This window comes from Prosthecobacter fluviatilis (assembly GCF_055388355.1).
In genome coordinates, this window is the sequence record NZ_AP043782.1 from 1408831 (window position 1) to 1428459 (window position 19629).

Sequence of the window (19629 nt, forward strand, 5' to 3'; positions counted from 1 at the left end):
ATACAATGCGGGAAGCAGATGAACAAGCACTTTACGCAGCCGCATTTCGGCCAGAACAGCTGAATAAACAAATGCCAAATGAAAGCGACTTTGCTAACATGCCACTTACCCCAGGCAGCCGACTACAGTCAGCATCGCCATTTTTTCTCACGCTTTCAACTTAGCAGACATCACGATCGTGTCACTGAACCAACGTCCCTTGAGCAGACCCGCGGATATCTGTTGCCAGCTGATATGTGGCAACTTGGGAACTCCGCCATGCGCCACGTAGCTGAACCTGATGTTTATGAATCCGGCCTCCTGAAACACCCGAAGAAGATCCTTGCGCAGCAGGGCAGTGATGTGCGCCGGATAGCAACTGTCTTGAAACAAAGCAAAATGTCCCGTCACAACAAGGCTTAACAACGAGCGCAGACTCTCTTGATTTGGCGTGGTAAGGATTACCTCCCCCCCTGGGCGCAGTAGCCGGGCAAATTCCCTCGCGACTGCCCGAGGATTCTCCAAATGCTCAATCACCTCGGTGGAAACAACGACATCAAAACCGCCCCCAGACCATTCCAAAGGCAGGTTTAAATCCGCTTGCAACCAAGTGACTTGGTCCGGCAGGTCTTCCGGTCGCTCGAAAAGATCGGCACCTGTGATAGGACCGCTCCATCCAGATGCAATCAGACGCCTGATCAGGTCTCCCCTGCCAGCCCCATACTCAAGCAGGCTCCGCGTGCCCCCTGCCCCCAACGCAACACTCAAGGCATGATTAATAACTGCTCCACTGCTCGTCCCTTTAGACTCTTTGGAAGCCTCGATGCGGCGTTCGAGCAGATCTTTGTCATTAGTCTCTATACTTTTTTCTAACATATAACGTTGCATTTATATATGATAGCCACACTTGATATTTCGAATTAAATTCGAAGATCATTTTTCACCTACTTATTTTCAATGATACTTTGGTAATGATCCACGTATTTTTGGGTCAGCGAATCCTCGGCAAAAGCTTTGATTCGCTCAGCAGCTGCATGCAGACAAGCGCGACACGTTTCTGAATTGCCCAGCATCGTGCTCATCTTCTCGGCAAGGTCGTCAGCATTGCCGTTTTTAAAATTGACCCCTGCATCGCCGACACACTCCGACATACCTCCATTCCTTGAGACAATCACACTTCGGCCCGAGGCAATCATTTCAAGGGCAACCCCACCCATAGGTTCCTCATAAGCTGAAGGAACGACCCCCACCGTAGCAGATGCCATGGCGTGAAGCAGCGACTCCCCTCGGAGCGCACCAGCAAATCGAACTGCCTTTTCGAGCGATAAGTCTCGCGTTAGCGCTTGCAGCGGCTCGCGTAAAGGACCATCTCCCACAATCAAAAGCGTAGCATTGGCGCCATTCGGACGCATGCGTAAAATTGAGAGTGCCTTGAGGAGAGTTTCGACTCCTTTCTCGTTCACGAGACGCCCCACAAACACAAAATCATAGGCCTCTGGAACAGAGATTTTGCGAGAGAGAAATTGTCCCAGAGGATACGGGGTATAAAGCACGATTTGTCGTGGCAGTGGCTGCCGCTTGGCGATCCAGTGAGTGGCTGCCGCGTTGAAAGCGACGTGATGGGCAACCCAACGGCGGATTCCCAAGATGATTAAAGCACGACAAGCAGACCAGAAGCCTCGGATTTTAGCGTGATGCATGGCCGAGGCCAAAGGCGTCATAGGCGTTGGACCGGTCGCATCCCAACCCAAGCCGTCGATGCAACTAACTTGATAGCCGTTGTGTGTCCAAAGAAAGGGTTTACCGGCCAACAACGCTAAGGGAACCATTTTCAAGCTTGCACCATTCGAGTGAATGATGTCGACATTACGAGCCAGTTTGAGAAGAGTGCGAAATGAGGCTCCACGCACCACTCGGTAAGAAAAGCTGTCTTTTTCCCGAAAAGGGGTCTCGGTCACCACGAGCACGTCATGCCCCGTTTTCACGAGGTTGTCCGCCAAAGTGGCCGAGATGGTTTCTACACCTCCTACGGCAGGATGAAACGTATGGGAATGGAGCAGGATACGCATGCAGGCAGGGTTTACTGGCCTTGGAACTTAGTTTGTGCCCGCTATTGGAGAAAGCCAGTCTGCGAACTGCTGGCGAACCCGCTCACGAAAATGGACTGGAATAAACTGGGAGGCAAAGGAGCTACACTGTGCAGCGCACTCTCCAAGTCTGTCCGGATGATCTAGATAGAATTGCAAACGAGCCGCAAGGGCCACCGCATCCATGGCGGGTACACGCCATGCAGGGTCAGGAACTGGTGCACCACAGTTTTCCGACAGTAACACAGGAATGCCACAGGCCATGGCCTCTACTGCCACCCATCCAAAGGCGTCGGCGACGGACGGCAGCACCAGCAGGTCATGTTCGGCATAGAGCTCACGTAGGCGGTGTTTGGTGAGCGGACCCGTGGCAACGATTTCGGCACGACCAATACGAGAGGGCACCACGATCTGATCAGTGGGCCGACCAGCCAAAGTGAGACGCACAGGGGCGCCTAGCAGTTCCAGCGCTTTGAAGAGGAATGGCAGGCCTTTGCGAATAGAAAGCTCGCCCACAAAGAGCAGATGAAGTGTCCCAGTCGATAACGAAGAGCGTTTTACAGCGGTGACAGGTTGCCAGAAATCGGTATCGACCCACAGTGGGTTCTGAAAGAGCCTTTCAGGAGCCACCCCCTGGCGCACAAAACTCTGCCCATGGAACTCTGAATAGACCATGAGGCGGCTGGCCAGTTCATATTCCTGCAACTTCCTCTCCATCATGGCTTCACCATCTGGAAATCCTTTCCAAGGAAGATCACAGGCATCCGAGGCTTGCTGCATAAGCTTTTCAAGCTCAACAGGGTGCAACTGAGGACAGTCGTGGACGGTATGAATCCCAAGACGCGCAGCAATCTGCAAGGACCTAAGTGCACTCCGCTCAGTGCTCACAAATAGATCTGGCGGTTGCTGCTCCAACTTTCGCGCGCAGTGCGCATCGAATGCTGTAAACATCATCATGGACTCCCCCTTGGCGCCAAAACGTCGCACCAGAGTATCAATAAGCCAAGGCAAAGGATACTCACAGATATGCCTTGGATCCAGTCCATCCACCCTACGATTGCGGAGAGCCTCGCCCCCTAGGTAGCGGCTTGCCAAGCCCCCCCATTTGCCGGGAGCATCATAAATGGAACAGTGAAAATTTCGCAGCCATCCACACTCCTGAGCTGCGAGCGCACATTCAAACGCTGTATGCACGCCGCAGTAACCGACATCGATGGCGCGGGGCGATGACATAAAAGAATTCACCAGAGTTTACAAATATAAACGGCTGCCGTTTTGCAGCCGGTCTGCTGCATTCATATATTCTGCAGCAGTGGTTATCAGGTCATGTTGACGATACCACTGAAACAATCCCTTCTGCACTTTTTCGGTCTCCAAAGTAGTAGATTTATCGCAGAGACGTAGATAGTGTAAGCCTGCAATTAATCCATCAGGAAGAGTCTTGTCAGTAACGGGAATGAGCGGAATCACCCCATGAGCAGCAAAAGCCGCGAAAATACCAGACTTTCCAAGCAGCAAGGGGCCAAAAAATGCATAGCCAAAACGAGACTGACCTAGCAGTTCAGAAACTTTTTCAGTTTCCAGAAAACCAGTTTGCTGAATAGGAAACGGCACTTCAGGCAACAAACTCACCGGTCGACCGATGAGGACCACACGCTCTATGTGATGTAGAGCCACTGTCTGGGCGACACACTGCCAAAACTCTGGTGTCGGATTCCCACGTCCAAAGTTTGAAGTGAAAATTACCAACTGTGAGTGACGATCATTCACAGAAGCAAGCGTGGCTGGTTCGCCAAAATTTGAAAAAACCGGAACAATGCGAATCCCTTCTTTGGTGTTTGGTTTGGCTTCACATAGAATATTAGCATTCATTGTGCAATTCGTGAACACTCTGTCTGAAACCTTCCGCAGACGTTTAGCCACCCAGAGCTGCAACGGCCGTGTCCAAAACGCGCTTGTGTGAACAGGACCCGAGGCAGCAACTTCATGAAACATAGTGAGCCAAGGAATGTTGGCATGCAGTTTCCGAAATCGTTCGACGAATCGGACAAGCCAAACAGGAGCCCCTCGTCTTGCGTAGCCATAACCAGAATAGTGCAGGATCACCGCCCGCGAATGCGCATTTTGGGGATCAATGGGAAGCGAAGTCATTACTCGGCAAGTTTGAGCGGCCACAGAATACACCTGATTATATGGTTCAATTTCCCCATACCAAGTTTTGGCCAAGCACCTTGCATAATCTTTCACCCCACATGAGCCAGTAGCCGGAGGTATAAACTGAACCATTTCAGCCATTAGCATCTATTAGCTATAATTGCAGTTGATGAAATGAACGCCACTTTCTCAGACAGCCACTATAAACTAACGTCTAGCCTGTAGAAGACCAAAATCGGCACCCGCCATTTCTTGATATGTGATGGTAAAACCCAAATTTTCGACTGCCTGGCTTAGCTCCTTGAACGTGTAGCCAGCCCAAAGATGAAACTCCATGGTAAGATAATTCACCTTTTTCCAACTTTCGTGATCTTTTAGAATGTCCCACTCCGCTCCTTCACAATCTAACTTCACTAAATCGGCCCCCCCACCCAGCCGCTCAATCACCTCGCGGAAAGAAATTTGAGCAATCCCCCCTGATTCCGAGCTTTCAATTCTCGTTTGCACCGAATCTGGATGAGTTAATAGAGACACTGTTTCAGCTTTTAAACCAACAGCTTCGAGGTGCCCCCTGAAGCCCACCTGCTCTGAATGCTTAGCCCAATAGGGTTGCATGGCAGGATTAGGATCGTAAGCATGAATCATAGCTTCATGCCATTGCAACCGTGCCGCAATGGAAAACAGCCCCGCATGGCAACCGATGTCAGCCACTGTGAGCATCTTTCGGGGAAGTCGCCGTAATCCGTAACAGTCATCAAGGAGCAGATCAATAAATGCCGTACGGCTGCCTTCATCTTCCGGCAGCTCCAGTTGCAGCCATTTTCCCGATTGAAGCCGCAAGCGACTTGGCAGTTTAAACGTCGATGCTCGATGGAATGTCACCCCCAACTGTCTGGCAGAAAAGAAGCGTCGTATTAAAGTAGTAATTCTCGTAGACATCTTGTCCTCTCATTTTTTATCGTTCAATTGTTATCTCCCACCAAACAAATCTACGAGGTGATCCAAAATCTGTATTTCATAATTTTGAAACTAAATCCAGCACCTCTTCCGGTGAGTATATATCCTCATGCTCCTGGTCTCTTCCACATACATGTGTCAGAGAGCCATAGCCCCATTGCAAGGCATGTAGAGCGGCTGAATCAAACCATTCCCCCAACAACACAACAGATGGTTTTTCAAAGGCAGCCGCCACGTGCATCAACAGGCTTGAATTGCAAATCACCAAGTCCGCCTGGGCCACCAAGGAAAAAGTTTCACGCAGAGTTGTAAGCCCCGTCAGGTTTCGCACAGCAGAATTTCCGCACGACAACTGAGCCCCAACCGCCATCTCTCGCGGCCCACCTACGACAACCACTTGATTACGAGCATCCAAAGTCAAAGCACGAATCAATTTTTCATAATGCCCCAGTGGCCAGCATTTTTCGGCAAAACCAGCTCCGGGACCGATGACGATTCGTCTCTTGCGCCCACCATGTTCAGCCCACATTTCATCGCCATACGCCATTTCCTGAGCCGTTAGAAAAATTTGTGGCTTTGCTGAGGGAACTTGCATCGCTCCTAACAATTCGGCAAAGAGCAAGGAGGAGCGCCCGACATACTTGCAATAATCGAGGTCAAAATATCGCTGGGCTGCTGAATGCCCCCCGGCGTAGCCTTTCACCCCAAGGCGGAAAGGAATACCACCCCTCATCAATAGAAGAGAACCAAACTGGCTGCCAAGCACATCAATTCCAATGTCAAATTGACGCGACTTTAACAGCGAAACCTCATGCGAGCGCAATATGTAGCGAAAAGCGCCCAGAGGCGTCTGGCCTGGCACAATATGATTGTGCCAGGGTGCATTTATTGATAGCACTTCGCTGACATGCGGGTTGTTTTCTAGTATTGGCCGACTCCAGTCGCCCACACCTGCAACAATCCGAGCCTCGGGATAGAGCATCTTTAAAGCCTCAAAAAGAGGTGTAATGACAAGCAAGTCCCCAAGGTCATTGTTTCTTAAAACAAAGATAGATTGAGGGCTGTCTGGACATTTGTTCACGCTTGCAGCAAAGCGTGACGCAATCCAAACAAGGCTTTCAAGTGCTGACCGTTTCCACCCCATGTGTCCTCAGATAAGACTCATTCGCTCAATACGCTCTGCGTGAGCAGCAGTGACGCACAACACATTTACAGAAGCTGTCACCGGAAGCTCAGCCAAAGCCCTCTTTATGTCACTCGTTCGTTCCACTTTATTGCCCGCAATAAAGAAGTCTGTATACCCATGGTCCAAAAGAAATGCAGCCAGATCGGGAGGAGCGCACTGAAAATTTCGCATCCAAGACTCGCACACTTCAAGAAACAGCATTGGACGAAACCGGCCAATCATCTTTTGAGAGCCCCTAAGAGCATGAAGTTCTGCGCCTTCCACATCGATCTTCATAAAATCCACTCGAGAGATCTGATGCTCGTTTATATAATCATCTAATCGGATGGCACGAGAACAATACGTTTCGATGTTTTGAACATCTTTCCAAGATCCAGCGTCTTGAACACGCATTGAGGCTTGCCCAAAATCTTTTTCTGGGACATGTAGCATGACGTCACCAGCTTCGTCTGAGCAGGCAAACAAGTTTAAACAATAATTGTTATACACCTGCATTTGAAGTAAATTAGCTTCGGCTTTTCTGAAAGTCGGGGGAACTGGTTCAAATGCGTGTACTTTACCACCACTGCCAACAAGATCCGAAGCCAGCAAAGTGAAATAACCTTCGTTAGCCCCCACATCGAAAACAACATCGCCAGGACGTATCAGGGCAAGAAAGATTTTTTTTTCAATTGTGCCACGCTTCAACAAACGAAGCATATACAAATACAAGCTTGCATGTCTTGAAAGAAGTGAATGCAGCAAACGTCGCATAAAAGGTTGATGTCTAAAAAATTACAATTTACTTTAACTCAACTTAGATAGGCCCAAAGCATTAGTGAGGCATTTTTAAGAAAAAATATCCCAATTGCAGTATGTATTCGCTTTAATTCAGAACCAATTTGATGAAAGGCTCATTCTGAGAATAAGCTCATTTTAAAACATCTTATTGCACGATATAGTCGCCATGGAATGGAACGTAAAATTCCCGATACGCTACTGCGCGCGCAGCTTTCGACATCACTGCGCCATGCTTTTAATTCGTCTGGATTCAAGAACCTCTCCATGAGTCCATCGATTGGGCGGCGTTTATCCATAGCACAACCCGCCCAGTGCAGCAGGTAGGGTTTGCGATCGACATCGCCCCAATAACTTTCAAAGTTTGAACCAAGATAGTCACCTGCCCATGTAGATTCCATGTTCCAAGGCGGCAGGGTGAGATTGTGAACAGGAACGCCCGAAGAAATAACGAGAAGATTGATACCCGGCTGGTCGCAATTGTTATACGTCAGGCATGTCTCCTTAAACTTGGATTCACAACATTCATAGATCGACTCCCGGGTGTGTAATATGCGGTCACTAGCCCACTGCCCAGAGTTAAACACCCATTTCTGCCACATTGTGGACATGCTTGCAAAGATCGGCCACGACTGCCGTGTAACCGTATGTCCGGTGTTTCTCCAATGTCCACAGGAAGTTACAAACCCATCCAATGGTTTCAAAATTTCGGCCGGGTTGCGCAAAAAAATGACATCCGCATCAACAAACTGAAAGTTGGCAATTGTTAAACATTGACACTTTCTCATGGCAGGATGCGCGCCACGGGATTTCAGCCATTCTGACATTTCTATGTCCTCCCACCATTCGGCGTTGGCGGGCAGGTCAAATCGACCCTCATTATAGGGAATGACACGAAGGGGCAAATTGCAACCGGTGGCACGCAAGGAGCGCTCCATGGCGATGAAGCGCAGCCGAACTTCGGGGCTTGCCAAGGTGACAATAGATTCAAGTTTCATGAAATTCAGATCACCAGCTGAGGCATGTCAAAAAGAATGTGAGCCGGTCAAGAGTGCCCCTAACAGATATTAATTAACAGCGGCAGCCCCATGAAGCAGAATACGTCTGACCGATGCGGCCAAAATGCGCCAGTGGCTGGGGGAACGCAGTTCCATCAAGTCCAAGATACGCTCGCGTCTGCCATAAGGAACTGCCAGCAGTTCACAAGCTCGCTCCAAGAGCCCCATGGCCGCATTGTGTGAAGAGAAATGCTCCCCCCAAACTGCACGCGCCCTCGCCCCCATCTCAATGGCACGATGACGAAAGGTGCCTAGGATTTGCGGGATCTGTTCAATCTCGGTTTCCGGAACAAAAATTGCAAACTCCTGCCATGGAATCCCCGAGACTGGAAGCCATGAATCACCGATGATGACGGGCACTCTTCCAAGTTGCATCACTTCAAACAAGCGCATGGAGGTTGGTCCATGTCCTCGAGGGCAAAGCACAAATTGGGATTCAAGAATGGTTTGCAGATAACCTTGCTGAAAAGGAGCACGTTCACTCTCGTTCATGAACGTGGCGGAAGTGCCTGTCACAGCTTTCAGCAATGCATCAGGACGTTCGAGGGCAAGAATACGTGAACGAATTGGATGACTGTTGGGATCCCCCACAAATGAGAACAAGTAACGAGTCGGCACGTCGGCCAAAGCCATTTGATTCAGATAGGGATTGTCGTGAGCACGAACGACATAGGAAAAGCTGCGGCGGCACTGGAGATTTGAGTGATTTTTGTCAATTGATGGAGATATCGTCCGGCACAAAGTTTGAGTAATGTCACTGATATGGTACAGCACACATTTCTGGGTAAAACGACGAAACACGGGATGTCGGATGACATCCAAAAAATAGGGGTCGAGTCCTGCATAGGTTTCCGCAAAGAGAATCAATTCCGCGTCGATGGGATCGGCTGTCAGTTCAAAATGCTCAGAACGACTATGAAGTCGAAGCCATTCAGGCACCGATGGCTCTTCACGAACAGGGTAACAACTAAGCAGGTGAACCTTCAAAATTTTTAATCAAAAACACCTCAAATTAAATATTCAAGTGTGGCGTAAGGAACAGCCACTCCATTATAACTGGCCGCCCCTCTGCGTAAGCCAACTGTTTCGCTTCAAAATCGAGATTGCTTGCAAGGTCACTTTCATATGTGTGTGCTTTTTGCAGGTCATCAATACTATGCAGCACTTGGACTTGATGAGTATTTGCAAACAAACCGATCAGATACTTGCTAATTCCATCCCTGATAAAATCATGTGTTTCTATAAGTAAATCAGACTTATAAAACTCACCCACGGTCTTATGATTGAAGAGATTCCTCTCAAATCCTTCACAATCGCAGACAATGAGACATCGTCGTTCCTGGATAGTATCGGCAAGTTTTTCAGCAGTGACTTCCCCTGCAACAGCAACTCTATCTTCCACTTTATTTAAACGGGCATTTTTACGGCAGAGTTCTTGGGCGCGAAAATCAGTATCAAAGGCATAAACATGGCAGCCAGGAAACTGTAAGGCGAGACCAATTGCGTAATAGCCTTCCGCACAGCCAATGTCGACAACTTGCTCATAGGCATTCGCGAATACACGTTCAAACACAGAGTCGAGTTCAGATTCATACGTACCGAGCAATTTGGGTATGACTGCACTACAAGTAGCTTCAATGGCTGCGTAGCGCATGCCTGCGAAACGCCCCTGCCGCACCTCCGGTTGCTTCCGCAATTTTTCCATCAAATGCTCAATTTGCATCCGTGTTCGGCGACGGCGCAAACCACGGCTAAATCGAATCAGCGTCGCTTCAATTGGGCGCCAAATTATATTCACAGTCAGCGCCCGATCCAATGGGAGAAGAATTTTATCAATGAGCGGATGCATTCGGAAGCACAATCAAATTATTTCGACGCAATCGAGCTTTTCATCCCTTCAAAAGATGAGAAAGAAGCTTATCTGCAAGATCAGCGTGCCTATCATACTGATGCACTATCCTTACAGGCTGGCCATTAGCCGCCAACAACCCACTCGAGGTGCCAAAAGTGAACTCACTCAAATTACTGGTGCATAAAGTGGCGATGCAGTCCTCGCCATTGGACGTGAGCCGTACTCCCGAAATTTGACCGGTTCGCAACAACCCGATGTGGACGCCTTGATCAAGGTAGGGATGATGGATCATGCGCGGCAGTTTATCCATGAACTCGGCGCAAAGGCGTTTCAGATAAGAGGAGATGGAAGCGGTATCTCCGAGGGTGACACCAGAGCAGATGACCTTCTCAGCCATAACATCAGCCATTGGAAAGGAGGGATCATCTCCATATAAATGCTGCAGCCACTCGCAGTTGCCTGGCTGATCGCGTACCAGTCCACTCTCGAGTCCAGTTGTCAGACCGCTTGGAAGCCCCTCGAAAGGATCACGCTGAAAGACCACATCCCGGCTGTCGGCCAGCATGACATGGTCATAACGATCACCCACCTGAAGCAGAAATTGTCGAGCAAGGAAATAACGCGAACAGGTGATATTGAGCAGGTAGGCTGATTTGTGCTCGATCTCCACCCGGCGCTCGGGGTGATGCTGCCAAGCGTGCCGCATCTTGCGTGCCACTAAGCGCGCCAGCGACGGGAAGGTCGTAGCGAGACGACGAAAAATGCGGTACCGCTGTTTGGGTATCGGCACCCAAAGGCGAGCAGCGGGCATGAGTGCAGCAAGATGCTTCCTATCCGCAGCACTTCCATGGTTGGCTATAAGAACTACATCAGCCTGACAACCCGTCGCACGTAGACTACGCAGAAATGCTTTTGGCATTTCAAGTTTACGACCGGCATAATTAGCAGTCAGAATTAAATTTTTCGGCATTACTCAATTACATTTAATCAAAATTAATTACATCCTTCAATATTTGGACCCATTGGAATGTTTTCATTTTTGTCATCAGCAATGATAAAACAGAAGTTAAGCCTTTATCAAAAATGAAGGTGCCTGCTGTTGAAAAAGCAAAACAATCAGAATTCTTTTAGAATTATCCTTTGATCCGTCGAGAATCTTTCCAAGATTGATGGCGGCATCAACGATCCATCTTTTTGCAAAACGCAGTAGCCCCATAAATCTAAGAGACTTATCAAGTCAGCAACTAAACGCCCCTCTTGGGCGACTCTCTGTGGGTGATACTCCAGAAAAATAAGAGGTTTATAGGTTTCAATTACAGATGAAAGTCCTTTTAGCACTGAAATCTCATGCCCCTCCACGTCAATTTTGACGACATCGGGCTTAAATGAAAGTTTTGAGCAGACTTCGTCACCGCGCTCAGCAGGAACAGAGAACGTGGTTGAATTCCCTGACGACATGCTAGCCACAACAGCATGTTCCCACTCGTAATGCATCTGCAAAAGTGCTGACTCATCCGACAAAGCACACTCTACTGGAATCACCTGCCCAGGAGCATTCTTGTGAACGTTGTAGAGAAGCCGGGCAAAGGCGAAGGGAGATGCATCCACAGCGACAGCCTTTTTATCAGGGCTTGATGCGGTGAAGGCAAGTGAAAAGACTCCATGCAAAGCTCCTACATCCAGCAGGTTCAGCCTATCTTTGGTAAGTGCAAGAAAAGAGTCCATTTCCTCCACCATTTCAGGATAAACATAACAAAAAGCCTCAAAAGGTTCGAATGATTCGGGATGCAGGTAAAAATGCATGCCTTCACGCAAAACAAACTCTCCATAAGCCAAATTCGAATTCAGACGATTATGTGCTACTTGAAGTCTTTTAGCTTGGGTGTCTGGAGACGCACTATGCCATCGCAAGCGAAAATGACGGACTGCTTTAGTGATCCAAGATTGGAGAATCGGCGGAGCCAACTGCTTGAAAAGACGTTTAATTAAGTTCATTTACGATCTGAGTATAACATCATTCACAACTTTTCCCTGACTTGAAACCATAAATACCGATGGCAGTTTGGAGTCCCAGCCCCACACAGGTGCTAAACAAACCGAATTTAATAACCGCAAGAGTATGACTGAGGTCCATTGTCAGCAAGCATACAGCCTGAACAAGCACTGTAGATCCTATGTAAACAATGGTACTCCACCAGAAAACCCAGCGTCTGGCGGCGTGTATCGTCCACATCACACCACCCAGATAACATAGACTGCTATTCAAAATGACCCAGCCAATCTCTTCATGCAAGCCCGCGTACTTTTGGCCAAGAAGCCAGAGTAAAGGCTGAGGTATCACGAAACCGACCGTAGTGATGATAGCAGATATCCCTACCGCCGCTCCGAGAATCTGGAAATACCTTCTACCAAGAATGGCAAGTGACACGCGCGCAATATACGGTTCGATAAAAACGGCATTGAAGGCTGCTAGCAAGACGAAGAGCTGACCTATGCGTCCCAAAGCGCTTACTTCTGCGATGTTCTGGGTAGAACCAAAAACCGCGATAATCCCGACCAGTACCTGGCTTTGGAGGGCTGTGAAGGCAGCTGCGGGAATGATTGGCGCGAGATACCGGAGCATCTCAGCATTTCGTGACGGTTCACAATTCAGTGGCTCCTGAACGTAGGTTCGGGATGAGCGACGATAGCTTATGCCTGTGTAACCAAGAAGAAGTGCTGCACTGATAGCGGCAGCACATGCAGAAAGCAGCCCGGAGATGTAGAGTCCTGCACAAAAAGCCAGTCTGAGCACTGCCCCAAAAATCTGCGGGGTATAATATTTCCACAGTGCACGATGAACTAGCAAAGCTGCGCCATACATGTTCCAGTTCTGAAACAACACCCCCATAGAAATACTTATAAAGAGCAGCAACTTAACGGACGTATCCCAAGGCTGCTTCCAAACGATCAAGGGAAAAGCCACAGCCGCCAGCAGCAGTATGCCCCCCTGCAATCTTGAGCGCCAATAGCGCGCCGAGTAAAGATACCCTCCCAAAACTTCAGGGTCATGGCTACGTGAACCCGCAAGTGCCACCACGGAACCAGAAAATCCAAGGTCTGTCAATTGAGTGACAGTGGACTGAAATGCGAACGTGATCCCAAACATGGCGTACTCTTGAATATCAAGCCAGCGCACCAAGCAAAAGCCTGTGAAGAGGTTCAGAAACTGAACCACAGGCTGCCCCATTAAAAAGGCCAGCAAAGGACCGCGCCATCTGGCTATACGTGATGCTGAAAACATCAAAGCCTTCGTTCCGTGCACCGCATGTCCTTCTGCTGAAATATGAAATCAGATCTCATGTTGTTTGTCCTCCCCTTACACGAGGTTAGCCTGCAGGCAGAAGTAATCGAAGCTGATTGCGGATGATCCTGTGACAAGGTGCTTGATTCACAAATAAGGGGATTAGAGCGAAAGGCTGATTTTTCCTTCATCACGCCGGAGTTGGAGAACTGCAAGGGTCGTGGCTGAATCCCCGTATGCAGGAAAGTAGGGCATATGAGCACTGGACCGACGCCGTAGTGATGGTGAACCAGGCCAGGCCAGCCACAGTATTGAGAGGCAACAAAAAAGCGGCAGTAGTCTGAGCAGCTAGGGTCAGGGGGATGTTGAGCCAGGCAAGATGGTTCCATCCACGGGCGGCATTAAGTGCCCAAACGTAGCCGGCCAGATTTGTGAGCGCCATACCCGTGAGCACCAGCAGGAGCTCCCCTTGAAGATGCGTGTATTTGCCGCCAAGAATCCAGAGAAACCAGTCGCCATGCCAACCAGCGAAAATTAGCACTGTAGCGCTGAAGAGCGTCGTGCCCGCCACCAGTGCGAAAGCGATAGCCCTCAGTCGTTTTTTATCTCTGGCGCGTGCAAAGGCTGGAAATACAAACTGTGCCAGCGGCCCAGCAAGCACGGCAAAGATAATCGCCAACCGGTTCAGCGCGCCCAAGTCCGAGACCTCGCTGGCGGTGGCAAAGACGCTAATAAGCCAGGTTGCGATCTGTCCCTGCACACAGATAAAAATGCAGTTTGGCAGCAGTTGTTGTACAACCTTCCAAATGTGTTCGGTGTGCATGACAACATTCGAAGGAGCAACACCTCCCAACAATGGCAGCACCTGAAAGCGGACAATGCCATACTGGGTGAGATGAGCGAAGAGCACCGCCAGCAAAGCGGTAATTGGGGATAGCCTCCCTAGTAAGGCCAGAGCTGCTGTAAGAACTGCGCGCACCAGTGCGGGCACTAGATCGGCCACCTGCAGCTGCCGGGCGCGCGAGTGCAGCCGGTTGACGCCGCTGAAAATGGATGTGGTGGCAATGTGCCAGATTGGGGCCACCACCAGCAAGGTCAGCGCCAGCGAAGCGGGCAGCCCCGCGCCATTGCGCAAAAGCAGCCAAATCGAGATAGCCGCGACCAGCACTGAGGCAAAAGCGGACAACTTCATCCGCAAACGCAAAGCCGCAATTACCACCCCCTTCAAAGAGGCTTTGTTCTGCCAGACGCCTCCGCCGATGGATGTCACTGCATGAATGATACCCGCATCCGCCAAAACAGCAAGAGCAGCGCTCATGCTACTCGCGATAGTAAACCAGGCATAATCCGGCTTATCCAGGGTGCGCACCAGCAAAAAGCCTGCGCCTGCATTCAGCAACTGAACCAAAAGCTGCACCACCGCAAAGCCGCCAAAAGTCACGCTCCATCGGTACAAGCGAAGCCGATTATGATGGTGTGACAGCCATAAAAACATTCGAATTAAATGGATACCTAACAACCCACAACTCTTACCAGTTGCAGGAACAATGTGACGCGTGAAAGACTGGCTGATGCTCATGGAAAAAGCAGCCGTCGCCTTCAATTCGGAAAATCTGCAAATCCATGTGATTCATTACACCCGCCTGACTGAGCGCAGGGCACACATGGAGCGGGCGCTTCGAGAGCATGGCCTGAATCGCTTTCCCGTACACTGGATGACAGCCCATGACCGTGAGGAGGTGCTTGAGGGGGGCGCTTATGAGCGCGGCGAATGGGGAGACCCTAAAGCGATAGCAGCAGGCTCCATCTCGCTGATACTAAAGCACCTGGAAGTGTATCGTGCAGTGGTGGCCAATCCGCATGCCTGGCACCTGATCCTGGAGGATGATGTCTTGATTCGCCCCGGGTTTCTACCCGCACTGAGCGCTTGCCTCGCTGCACTGCCCACAACTTGGGAGCTGTGTTTTGTCGGGCTGGGATGCAATCTGCATGTGCCTTGGTGGCTGCGTCGTCCGGAAAAGCACATCTACTGGCGCGGATGGAAACGTGGCTTTTTGTGGGGTGGCGGTGGCTGCTCCCGTTGCACCGAGGCTTACCTGATTCATCCCCGCTATGCAGAGCGCATTCTAGCCAGCAGGTTTGCCGCTCCACCGTTTGATCGGCCTATTGACTGGCATTTGAATGCCGCTGGAAATGCCTTTAAAGTTCAGTCTTACTGGGCAGAGCCCCCTCTGATCACTCAGGGGGCATTTGAGAGCTGGATGAACGACAAGCACCTGAATCCCCCCAGACCCTAGAGATCCAATTCTCGCTGATATTCAGATCTTGGTGCATCAGGCACAAGAGATAAGAAACTTTGCGTACAGCAGTTAGCGGCGCATTGCCAGCCAGTTGCCGACATGCCTGCGATAGTTTTCAATGTTAATGGGGGTGCCACCTTTATCGTCTTGGTCAGCATTGCTCACTTCAAACCCAGCAGTTTCCAAATGGGCCAGCAATTCGTCAGCGCTGCTGCCATGGCGCACTGAATTTGGATCCCCTGCCTCTATCAAAACCTTGCTTGTACTCTTGAGCAACCTGCTGGCACCGCGAAGAACAGCAAGCTCCGCTCCTTCCACATCGATTTTCAGGAGATCACATCGCGGCAGATCTGAAAACATAACGTCCAGCGTGCTGACAGGCACCGTGATTCCTTTCTGATTCATGGATGAATGCCGCTCGCATCCTGGAGCGATCACGAAGTTCATATCATCTCGGCGGCTGTCCGTGAGCAGCCCCCCCTTCTCGCTTGCCGCCTCGCCTACAGCGACTGCGTGACACTGCACCTGTGGCGGAGCCATCTGATTGAGAGCGAGATTTTCCTTCAGCCATTGGTGAATGCGAGGATGCGGTTCAATGGCATGAACCACACCATTCACACCGACTGCCTGAGCTCCCTCTATGGCGGTAAATCCAATATTGGCTCCGACATCGATCATGGTATCTCCGGGTTTGAGAAGATCACGAATCAGTTGCATGTCCGCATCACGCTGGTGGCGGTCCACCCAAAGCTGCCAGGCAAGATTGGCCGGATGCAGATGAAGCCTGAACGCACGCAGGGGGAATTTCATCCGCCGCCCCCAGCCGGTGCGCCAAAATATCTGCGCGAGCAAAAATCGAAGCGGCTTCGGATGATGCAGCAAGCTTGCAAGACGGCTCATTAAAGAAGTGCCTAACACCCAAATTGATCCCGGAGCTTACATCAGCGCTCATGGCTGAGAGCCCAAACTTCACGCCTCTGTTTCACGCTCGCTAGCTTTTGCCGGTCCATCAAGGGGGCTGTCGAAATTCCTCGCCAGTGTCTTTATCACGACGGCAGGATTTCCTCGGACAAGAGTGCGTGCGGGCACAGAGTTCATCACCACACTGCCCGCACTGACCACACTGCCACTGCCTACTTCCACACCAGGGCCTATAAATGACTGCGCGGCGACCCAACTGCCATTCCCCAGGGTGATGCCACCAACAATCAGATCAAACGTTTCTTTGCGATGGTCATGTGACCCAGTGCATAAGAAAGAGCGCTGTGAGACACACACATGTGAACCGATGGTCACCGGGGCAAGACTCAGAATCATGACTTCCTCCCCCAGCCAGACATAGTCTCCAACAACCAATCGCCAAGGGAATGAAATGTTGACATTCGCCCTGATGACGACCCCAGCCCCCACTTTGGCACCAAACCATCGCAGCAATGCTGCTCTCAGAGCGGACGGCCAGGGAACGGAAGTTTGGAAGAAAACCCGTTTGACCATCATCCATACAGCTTCTTTCCAGCGCTGCGCGCCACGCTCAAATCCTTGATTTGAAAACTTCGACAGATCCATTGTCAAAAACTTCAGAGGTCAAACCTGCCGCGCTTCAAGGTGCCAAAATGGCACCGCAACACTTAAAGGGAATCAAGCAGCCAAGCTGCCGCCCTTGGTCGCTTGAGAGGCGACCTGAATGGTTTGCCGACGGTGGAACGGCATTTAATCAAATAAAGGAGCGAACTGTACCATGCTGATAGCCAGCGCAAAGGATAAAGTTCCCAGCTATGTTAACAGTTTGACACCAAGCAGGGCTGGCAGCGTTCGTTTTTCTCCTTCAAATTGTGCACCTGGTGTTTGCCCGGAGTTTTTTTGGATGAACCCGCCCTTTTTTGCATCTACCGAATGCCATGCGCAGCCCCCCTTTCCTACTGACTGTCTTTGTTTTTGGCCTGGCCGCGTGTTTTGCCGCTCATGCCCAAACCGGCAACACACTGGGTGGTGCAGGATTGGATGCGCCAAAAGTGAGCAGTCTGGGCACCCGGTTCACCAGTGTGCCTGGGACGACGGTGCAGTTTGCCATATGGGAAACACGGCTCTCGGAGTGGAACGAGTTTTTGCGGCAGAAGAAATATCCTTGGTCTTACCAGCCGCACTTTGAGCAGTCGCCAGAACACCCGGTCGTAGGGGTGAATTTGCAAGATGCCGTGGCCTTCTGCAACTGGCTCACTGAAACTGAGCGCGAGCGGCATCTGATTGACGGTTCTCAGAGCTATCGCCTTCCGACCCCGGAAGAGTGGGACTCCGCCGTGGGCTTGGCTCGTGGGCGCAAGAAGGTCAGCCTCAGCACCGAAGACCGGCTCTTGGACGACAAGATCTACCCTTGGGGGCAGGACTGGCCCCCACCCGCAAAGGCTGGCAATTTTGCCGATGGTGAGATTCCCGGTTATGCGAATGACGGCTATGCCTTCACCGCACCGGTGGGAAGCTTTCCTCCCACCCGGGAGGGATTGCATGATCTCTCGGGCAATGTTTGGGAATGGACCCAGCCAGTGGAGATACGTGCACAACCCATGGGGGTCCTGCGCGGCGGCTCTTGGGCCTATTTCCGTGCGGAGTGCCTCGCCTCGGGCTACCAGTACATCGTCCCGGCGGATCTCCGCGCCCCCACCATCGGTTTCCGTTGTGTCTTTGATGACAAACACCGCACAGCAAGCCTGCTGGCCGCATCTGATGCGGAGAAAAAGCAGGCCTTGGAGGAACGCATGAAGTCCATGACTGAAAGCCGCAAGGTGGACTCCACTGCGATAGAGGCCCTGCGCAAGAAAATGCAGGGCAAGGGTGATGATGCAAACCTGCCAGACCCAGCCAGCCTCAAGCCGGCCGTGGCAGATGGCAGCATCTTTATGAATGCTCTCGGCATGCGTTTCGTCCCGCTGGAGGACAAAAAAAGCACCCTCTTTTGTGCCACTGAAACAAGTGTGCGTGATTTCGAAGCCTGGCTGCGCGATGCGGGGCGCACCTGGAGCAAGAAGCCTTCCTTCCTCCTGGGGGGAAATCATCCTGCCGCAGGTGTTTCGTGGGAGGATGCCATGGCTTTCTGCGCATGGCTCACCGAGCGCGACCGCGCTAGCAAGCTCATCCCCGCCACTGCTTCCTACCGCCTGCCAACTGACACCGAGTGGAGCCTGGCGGCTGGCTTGAAAAATGAAACCGGTGCGGATCCCGCAGCGCGGCACCTTGCCGATAAGACACACTATCCCTGGCCCTCCAAGGCGGATGACTGGAAGCCGCAGTCACTTACAGCCAATCTGGATGCCACCAAAATCCCCGGAACCACGGACAACTATTCATATACCGCACCCGTTGACAGTTCGCGTGGCAACGCCTTGGGCTTGCATGAAATGGGGGGCAATGTCTCTGAATGGTGCATGGACGAGTGGCCTGGCGCGCCGGATGAGCATGTCATTCGTGGCGGCAGCTGGCTGAGCTTTGACAAGGATGCCCTGCTGACATCAGCCCGTTATCATGCCCTCAAAAATGTCGCCCGTGCAGACCTGGGCTTCCGTTGCGTGCTGGATCTTGGAAGGCCTTGAGCAAGCCTCAGGACAGCGCGGCTGTCACTTCGATCTCCACCAGGGCCCCCAGGGGGAGTCCGGCCACAGCCACCGTTGACCGTGCGGGTTTGTGCCCAGCAAAGGCTGCTTCGTACAGCGGGTTGACCTTGGGAAAGTCAGCCATGCTTTGCAGAAACACAGTGGCTTTGATGACCGCACTCATCGTGAGCCCCTGAGCCTCCAGCAGCGCACGGATATTGGCCAGCACCTGGGTCGTCTGCCCCTCCACATCAGTTGCCACGATCTTTCCAACCGCGGGGTCGATGGGAATCTGGCCTGAGCAAAAGAGCAGGCCGCCATGTTTCACCGCCTGCGAATACGGTCCTACGGCAGCCGGCACCTGGGGAGTGTTGTTGATGAGTTCCATGCGGCTCTCATAACGATCCAACAC

The 19629-nt window shown here is 51.2% G+C and carries 19 protein-coding genes; 2 read left to right on the top strand and 17 right to left on the bottom strand.

Features of this window, described 5'->3' with window-relative positions; genetic code table 11:
* Positions 1 to 147 precede the first annotated feature (147 nt).
* The 14 genes from ACZ5WW_RS05330 to ACZ5WW_RS05395 form a co-directional block, all read right to left on the bottom strand.
* Positions 148 to 867, bottom strand: a complete 720-nt coding sequence (locus ACZ5WW_RS05330; RefSeq protein ID WP_377167004.1) for a class I SAM-dependent methyltransferase — start codon at positions 865 to 867, stop codon at positions 148 to 150.
* Positions 868 to 923: 56 nt separating this feature from the next.
* Complete coding sequence (locus tag ACZ5WW_RS05335; protein WP_377167002.1) at positions 924 to 2048, bottom strand: glycosyltransferase family 4 protein; 1125 nt, start codon at positions 2046 to 2048, stop codon at positions 924 to 926.
* A 27-nt stretch (positions 2049 to 2075) separates the two neighbouring features.
* Positions 2076 to 3299, bottom strand: coding sequence for a glycosyltransferase family 4 protein (locus ACZ5WW_RS05340; RefSeq protein ID WP_377167000.1), 1224 nt, complete (start codon positions 3297 to 3299; stop codon positions 2076 to 2078).
* Between the two features lie 18 nt (positions 3300 to 3317).
* Complete coding sequence (locus ACZ5WW_RS05345; RefSeq protein WP_377166998.1) at positions 3318 to 4217, bottom strand: hypothetical protein; 900 nt, start codon at positions 4215 to 4217, stop codon at positions 3318 to 3320.
* A gap of 210 nt (positions 4218 to 4427) precedes the next feature.
* A complete protein-coding gene (locus tag ACZ5WW_RS05350; protein WP_377166996.1) occupies positions 4428 to 5159 on the bottom strand; it encodes an FkbM family methyltransferase in 732 nt (243 codons plus the stop codon).
* A 76-nt stretch (positions 5160 to 5235) separates the two neighbouring features.
* Complete coding sequence (locus ACZ5WW_RS05355; RefSeq protein WP_464694214.1) at positions 5236 to 6258, bottom strand: glycosyltransferase family 9 protein; 1023 nt, start codon at positions 6256 to 6258, stop codon at positions 5236 to 5238.
* 69 nt (positions 6259 to 6327) lie between these two features.
* Complete coding sequence (locus ACZ5WW_RS05360; RefSeq protein WP_377166993.1) at positions 6328 to 7116, bottom strand: FkbM family methyltransferase; 789 nt, start codon at positions 7114 to 7116, stop codon at positions 6328 to 6330.
* 140 nt (positions 7117 to 7256) lie between these two features.
* Positions 7257 to 8138, bottom strand: coding sequence for a hypothetical protein (locus ACZ5WW_RS05365; protein ID WP_377166991.1), 882 nt, complete (start codon positions 8136 to 8138; stop codon positions 7257 to 7259).
* Positions 8139 to 8207: 69 nt separating this feature from the next.
* Complete coding sequence (locus ACZ5WW_RS05370; protein ID WP_377166989.1) at positions 8208 to 9185, bottom strand: exostosin domain-containing protein; 978 nt, start codon at positions 9183 to 9185, stop codon at positions 8208 to 8210.
* 25 nt (positions 9186 to 9210) lie between these two features.
* Positions 9211 to 10047, bottom strand: a complete 837-nt coding sequence (locus ACZ5WW_RS05375) for a methyltransferase (RefSeq protein ID WP_377166987.1) — start codon at positions 10045 to 10047, stop codon at positions 9211 to 9213.
* 40 nt (positions 10048 to 10087) lie between these two features.
* Positions 10088 to 11020 (bottom strand): hypothetical protein, encoded by a 933-nt coding sequence (locus ACZ5WW_RS05380; protein WP_377166985.1) that lies wholly within the window; start codon positions 11018 to 11020, stop codon positions 10088 to 10090.
* Positions 11021 to 11166: 146 nt separating this feature from the next.
* A complete protein-coding gene (locus ACZ5WW_RS05385) occupies positions 11167 to 12045 on the bottom strand; it encodes an FkbM family methyltransferase (RefSeq protein WP_377166983.1) in 879 nt (292 codons plus the stop codon).
* Between the two features lie 19 nt (positions 12046 to 12064).
* Positions 12065 to 13333: a lipopolysaccharide biosynthesis protein gene (locus ACZ5WW_RS05390; RefSeq protein WP_377166981.1), complete on the bottom strand. Its 1269-nt coding sequence runs from the start codon at positions 13331 to 13333 to the stop codon at positions 12065 to 12067.
* A 190-nt stretch (positions 13334 to 13523) separates the two neighbouring features.
* Positions 13524 to 14912 (bottom strand): lipopolysaccharide biosynthesis protein, encoded by a 1389-nt coding sequence (locus ACZ5WW_RS05395; protein WP_377166979.1) that lies wholly within the window; start codon positions 14910 to 14912, stop codon positions 13524 to 13526.
* Between ACZ5WW_RS05395 and ACZ5WW_RS05400 the strand changes: the two genes are divergently transcribed.
* Positions 14890 to 15630, top strand: a complete 741-nt coding sequence (locus ACZ5WW_RS05400) for a glycosyltransferase family 25 protein (RefSeq protein WP_377166977.1) — start codon at positions 14890 to 14892, stop codon at positions 15628 to 15630. The two genes, ACZ5WW_RS05395 and ACZ5WW_RS05400, sit on opposite strands and share 23 nt — an antisense overlap.
* 72 nt (positions 15631 to 15702) lie before the next feature.
* Here the strand turns inward: ACZ5WW_RS05400 and ACZ5WW_RS05405 are convergent, their stop codons facing one another.
* Both ACZ5WW_RS05405 and ACZ5WW_RS05410 read right to left on the bottom strand, forming a co-directional pair.
* Positions 15703 to 16533: an FkbM family methyltransferase gene (locus ACZ5WW_RS05405; protein WP_377166975.1), complete on the bottom strand. Its 831-nt coding sequence runs from the start codon at positions 16531 to 16533 to the stop codon at positions 15703 to 15705.
* A gap of 69 nt (positions 16534 to 16602) precedes the next feature.
* A complete protein-coding gene (locus ACZ5WW_RS05410; RefSeq protein ID WP_377166971.1) occupies positions 16603 to 17199 on the bottom strand; it encodes a WcaF family extracellular polysaccharide biosynthesis acetyltransferase in 597 nt (198 codons plus the stop codon).
* Between the two features lie 332 nt (positions 17200 to 17531).
* Here ACZ5WW_RS05410 and ACZ5WW_RS05415 point away from each other — a divergent pair, with 332 nt between their 5' ends.
* Positions 17532 to 19217 (top strand): formylglycine-generating enzyme family protein, encoded by a 1686-nt coding sequence (locus ACZ5WW_RS05415; RefSeq protein WP_377166969.1) that lies wholly within the window; start codon positions 17532 to 17534, stop codon positions 19215 to 19217.
* 7 nt (positions 19218 to 19224) lie between these two features.
* Here the strand turns inward: ACZ5WW_RS05415 and ACZ5WW_RS05420 are convergent, their stop codons facing one another.
* Positions 19225 to 19605, bottom strand: a complete 381-nt coding sequence (locus ACZ5WW_RS05420; protein ID WP_377166967.1) for a RidA family protein — start codon at positions 19603 to 19605, stop codon at positions 19225 to 19227.
* Between the last annotated feature and the right edge of the window lie 24 nt (positions 19606 to 19629).

Coding starts and splice junctions, on each gene's coding strand:
- ACZ5WW_RS05330 (WP_377167004.1), bottom strand. CDS start 867: ATGCAACGTTATATGTTAGAAAAAAGTATAGAGACTAATGACAAAGAT.
- ACZ5WW_RS05335 (WP_377167002.1), bottom strand. CDS start 2,048: ATGCGTATCCTGCTCCATTCCCATACGTTTCATCCTGCCGTAGGAGGT.
- ACZ5WW_RS05340 (WP_377167000.1), bottom strand. CDS start 3,299: ATGTCATCGCCCCGCGCCATCGATGTCGGTTACTGCGGCGTGCATACA.
- ACZ5WW_RS05345 (WP_377166998.1), bottom strand. CDS start 4,217: ATGACTTCGCTTCCCATTGATCCCCAAAATGCGCATTCGCGGGCGGTG.
- ACZ5WW_RS05350 (WP_377166996.1), bottom strand. CDS start 5,159: ATGTCTACGAGAATTACTACTTTAATACGACGCTTCTTTTCTGCCAGA.
- ACZ5WW_RS05360 (WP_377166993.1), bottom strand. CDS start 7,116: ATGCGACGTTTGCTGCATTCACTTCTTTCAAGACATGCAAGCTTGTAT.
- ACZ5WW_RS05365 (WP_377166991.1), bottom strand. CDS start 8,138: ATGAAACTTGAATCTATTGTCACCTTGGCAAGCCCCGAAGTTCGGCTG.
- ACZ5WW_RS05375 (WP_377166987.1), bottom strand. CDS start 10,047: ATGCATCCGCTCATTGATAAAATTCTTCTCCCATTGGATCGGGCGCTG.
- ACZ5WW_RS05380 (WP_377166985.1), bottom strand. CDS start 11,020: ATGCCGAAAAATTTAATTCTGACTGCTAATTATGCCGGTCGTAAACTT.
- ACZ5WW_RS05385 (WP_377166983.1), bottom strand. CDS start 12,045: ATGAACTTAATTAAACGTCTTTTCAAGCAGTTGGCTCCGCCGATTCTC.
- ACZ5WW_RS05390 (WP_377166981.1), bottom strand. CDS start 13,333: ATGTTTTCAGCATCACGTATAGCCAGATGGCGCGGTCCTTTGCTGGCC.
- ACZ5WW_RS05395 (WP_377166979.1), bottom strand. CDS start 14,912: ATGAGCATCAGCCAGTCTTTCACGCGTCACATTGTTCCTGCAACTGGT.
- ACZ5WW_RS05405 (WP_377166975.1), bottom strand. CDS start 16,533: ATGAGCCGTCTTGCAAGCTTGCTGCATCATCCGAAGCCGCTTCGATTT.
- ACZ5WW_RS05410 (WP_377166971.1), bottom strand. CDS start 17,199: ATGGATCTGTCGAAGTTTTCAAATCAAGGATTTGAGCGTGGCGCGCAG.
- ACZ5WW_RS05415 (WP_377166969.1), top strand. CDS start 17,532: ATGCGCAGCCCCCCTTTCCTACTGACTGTCTTTGTTTTTGGCCTGGCC.
- ACZ5WW_RS05420 (WP_377166967.1), bottom strand. CDS start 19,605: ATGGAACTCATCAACAACACTCCCCAGGTGCCGGCTGCCGTAGGACCG.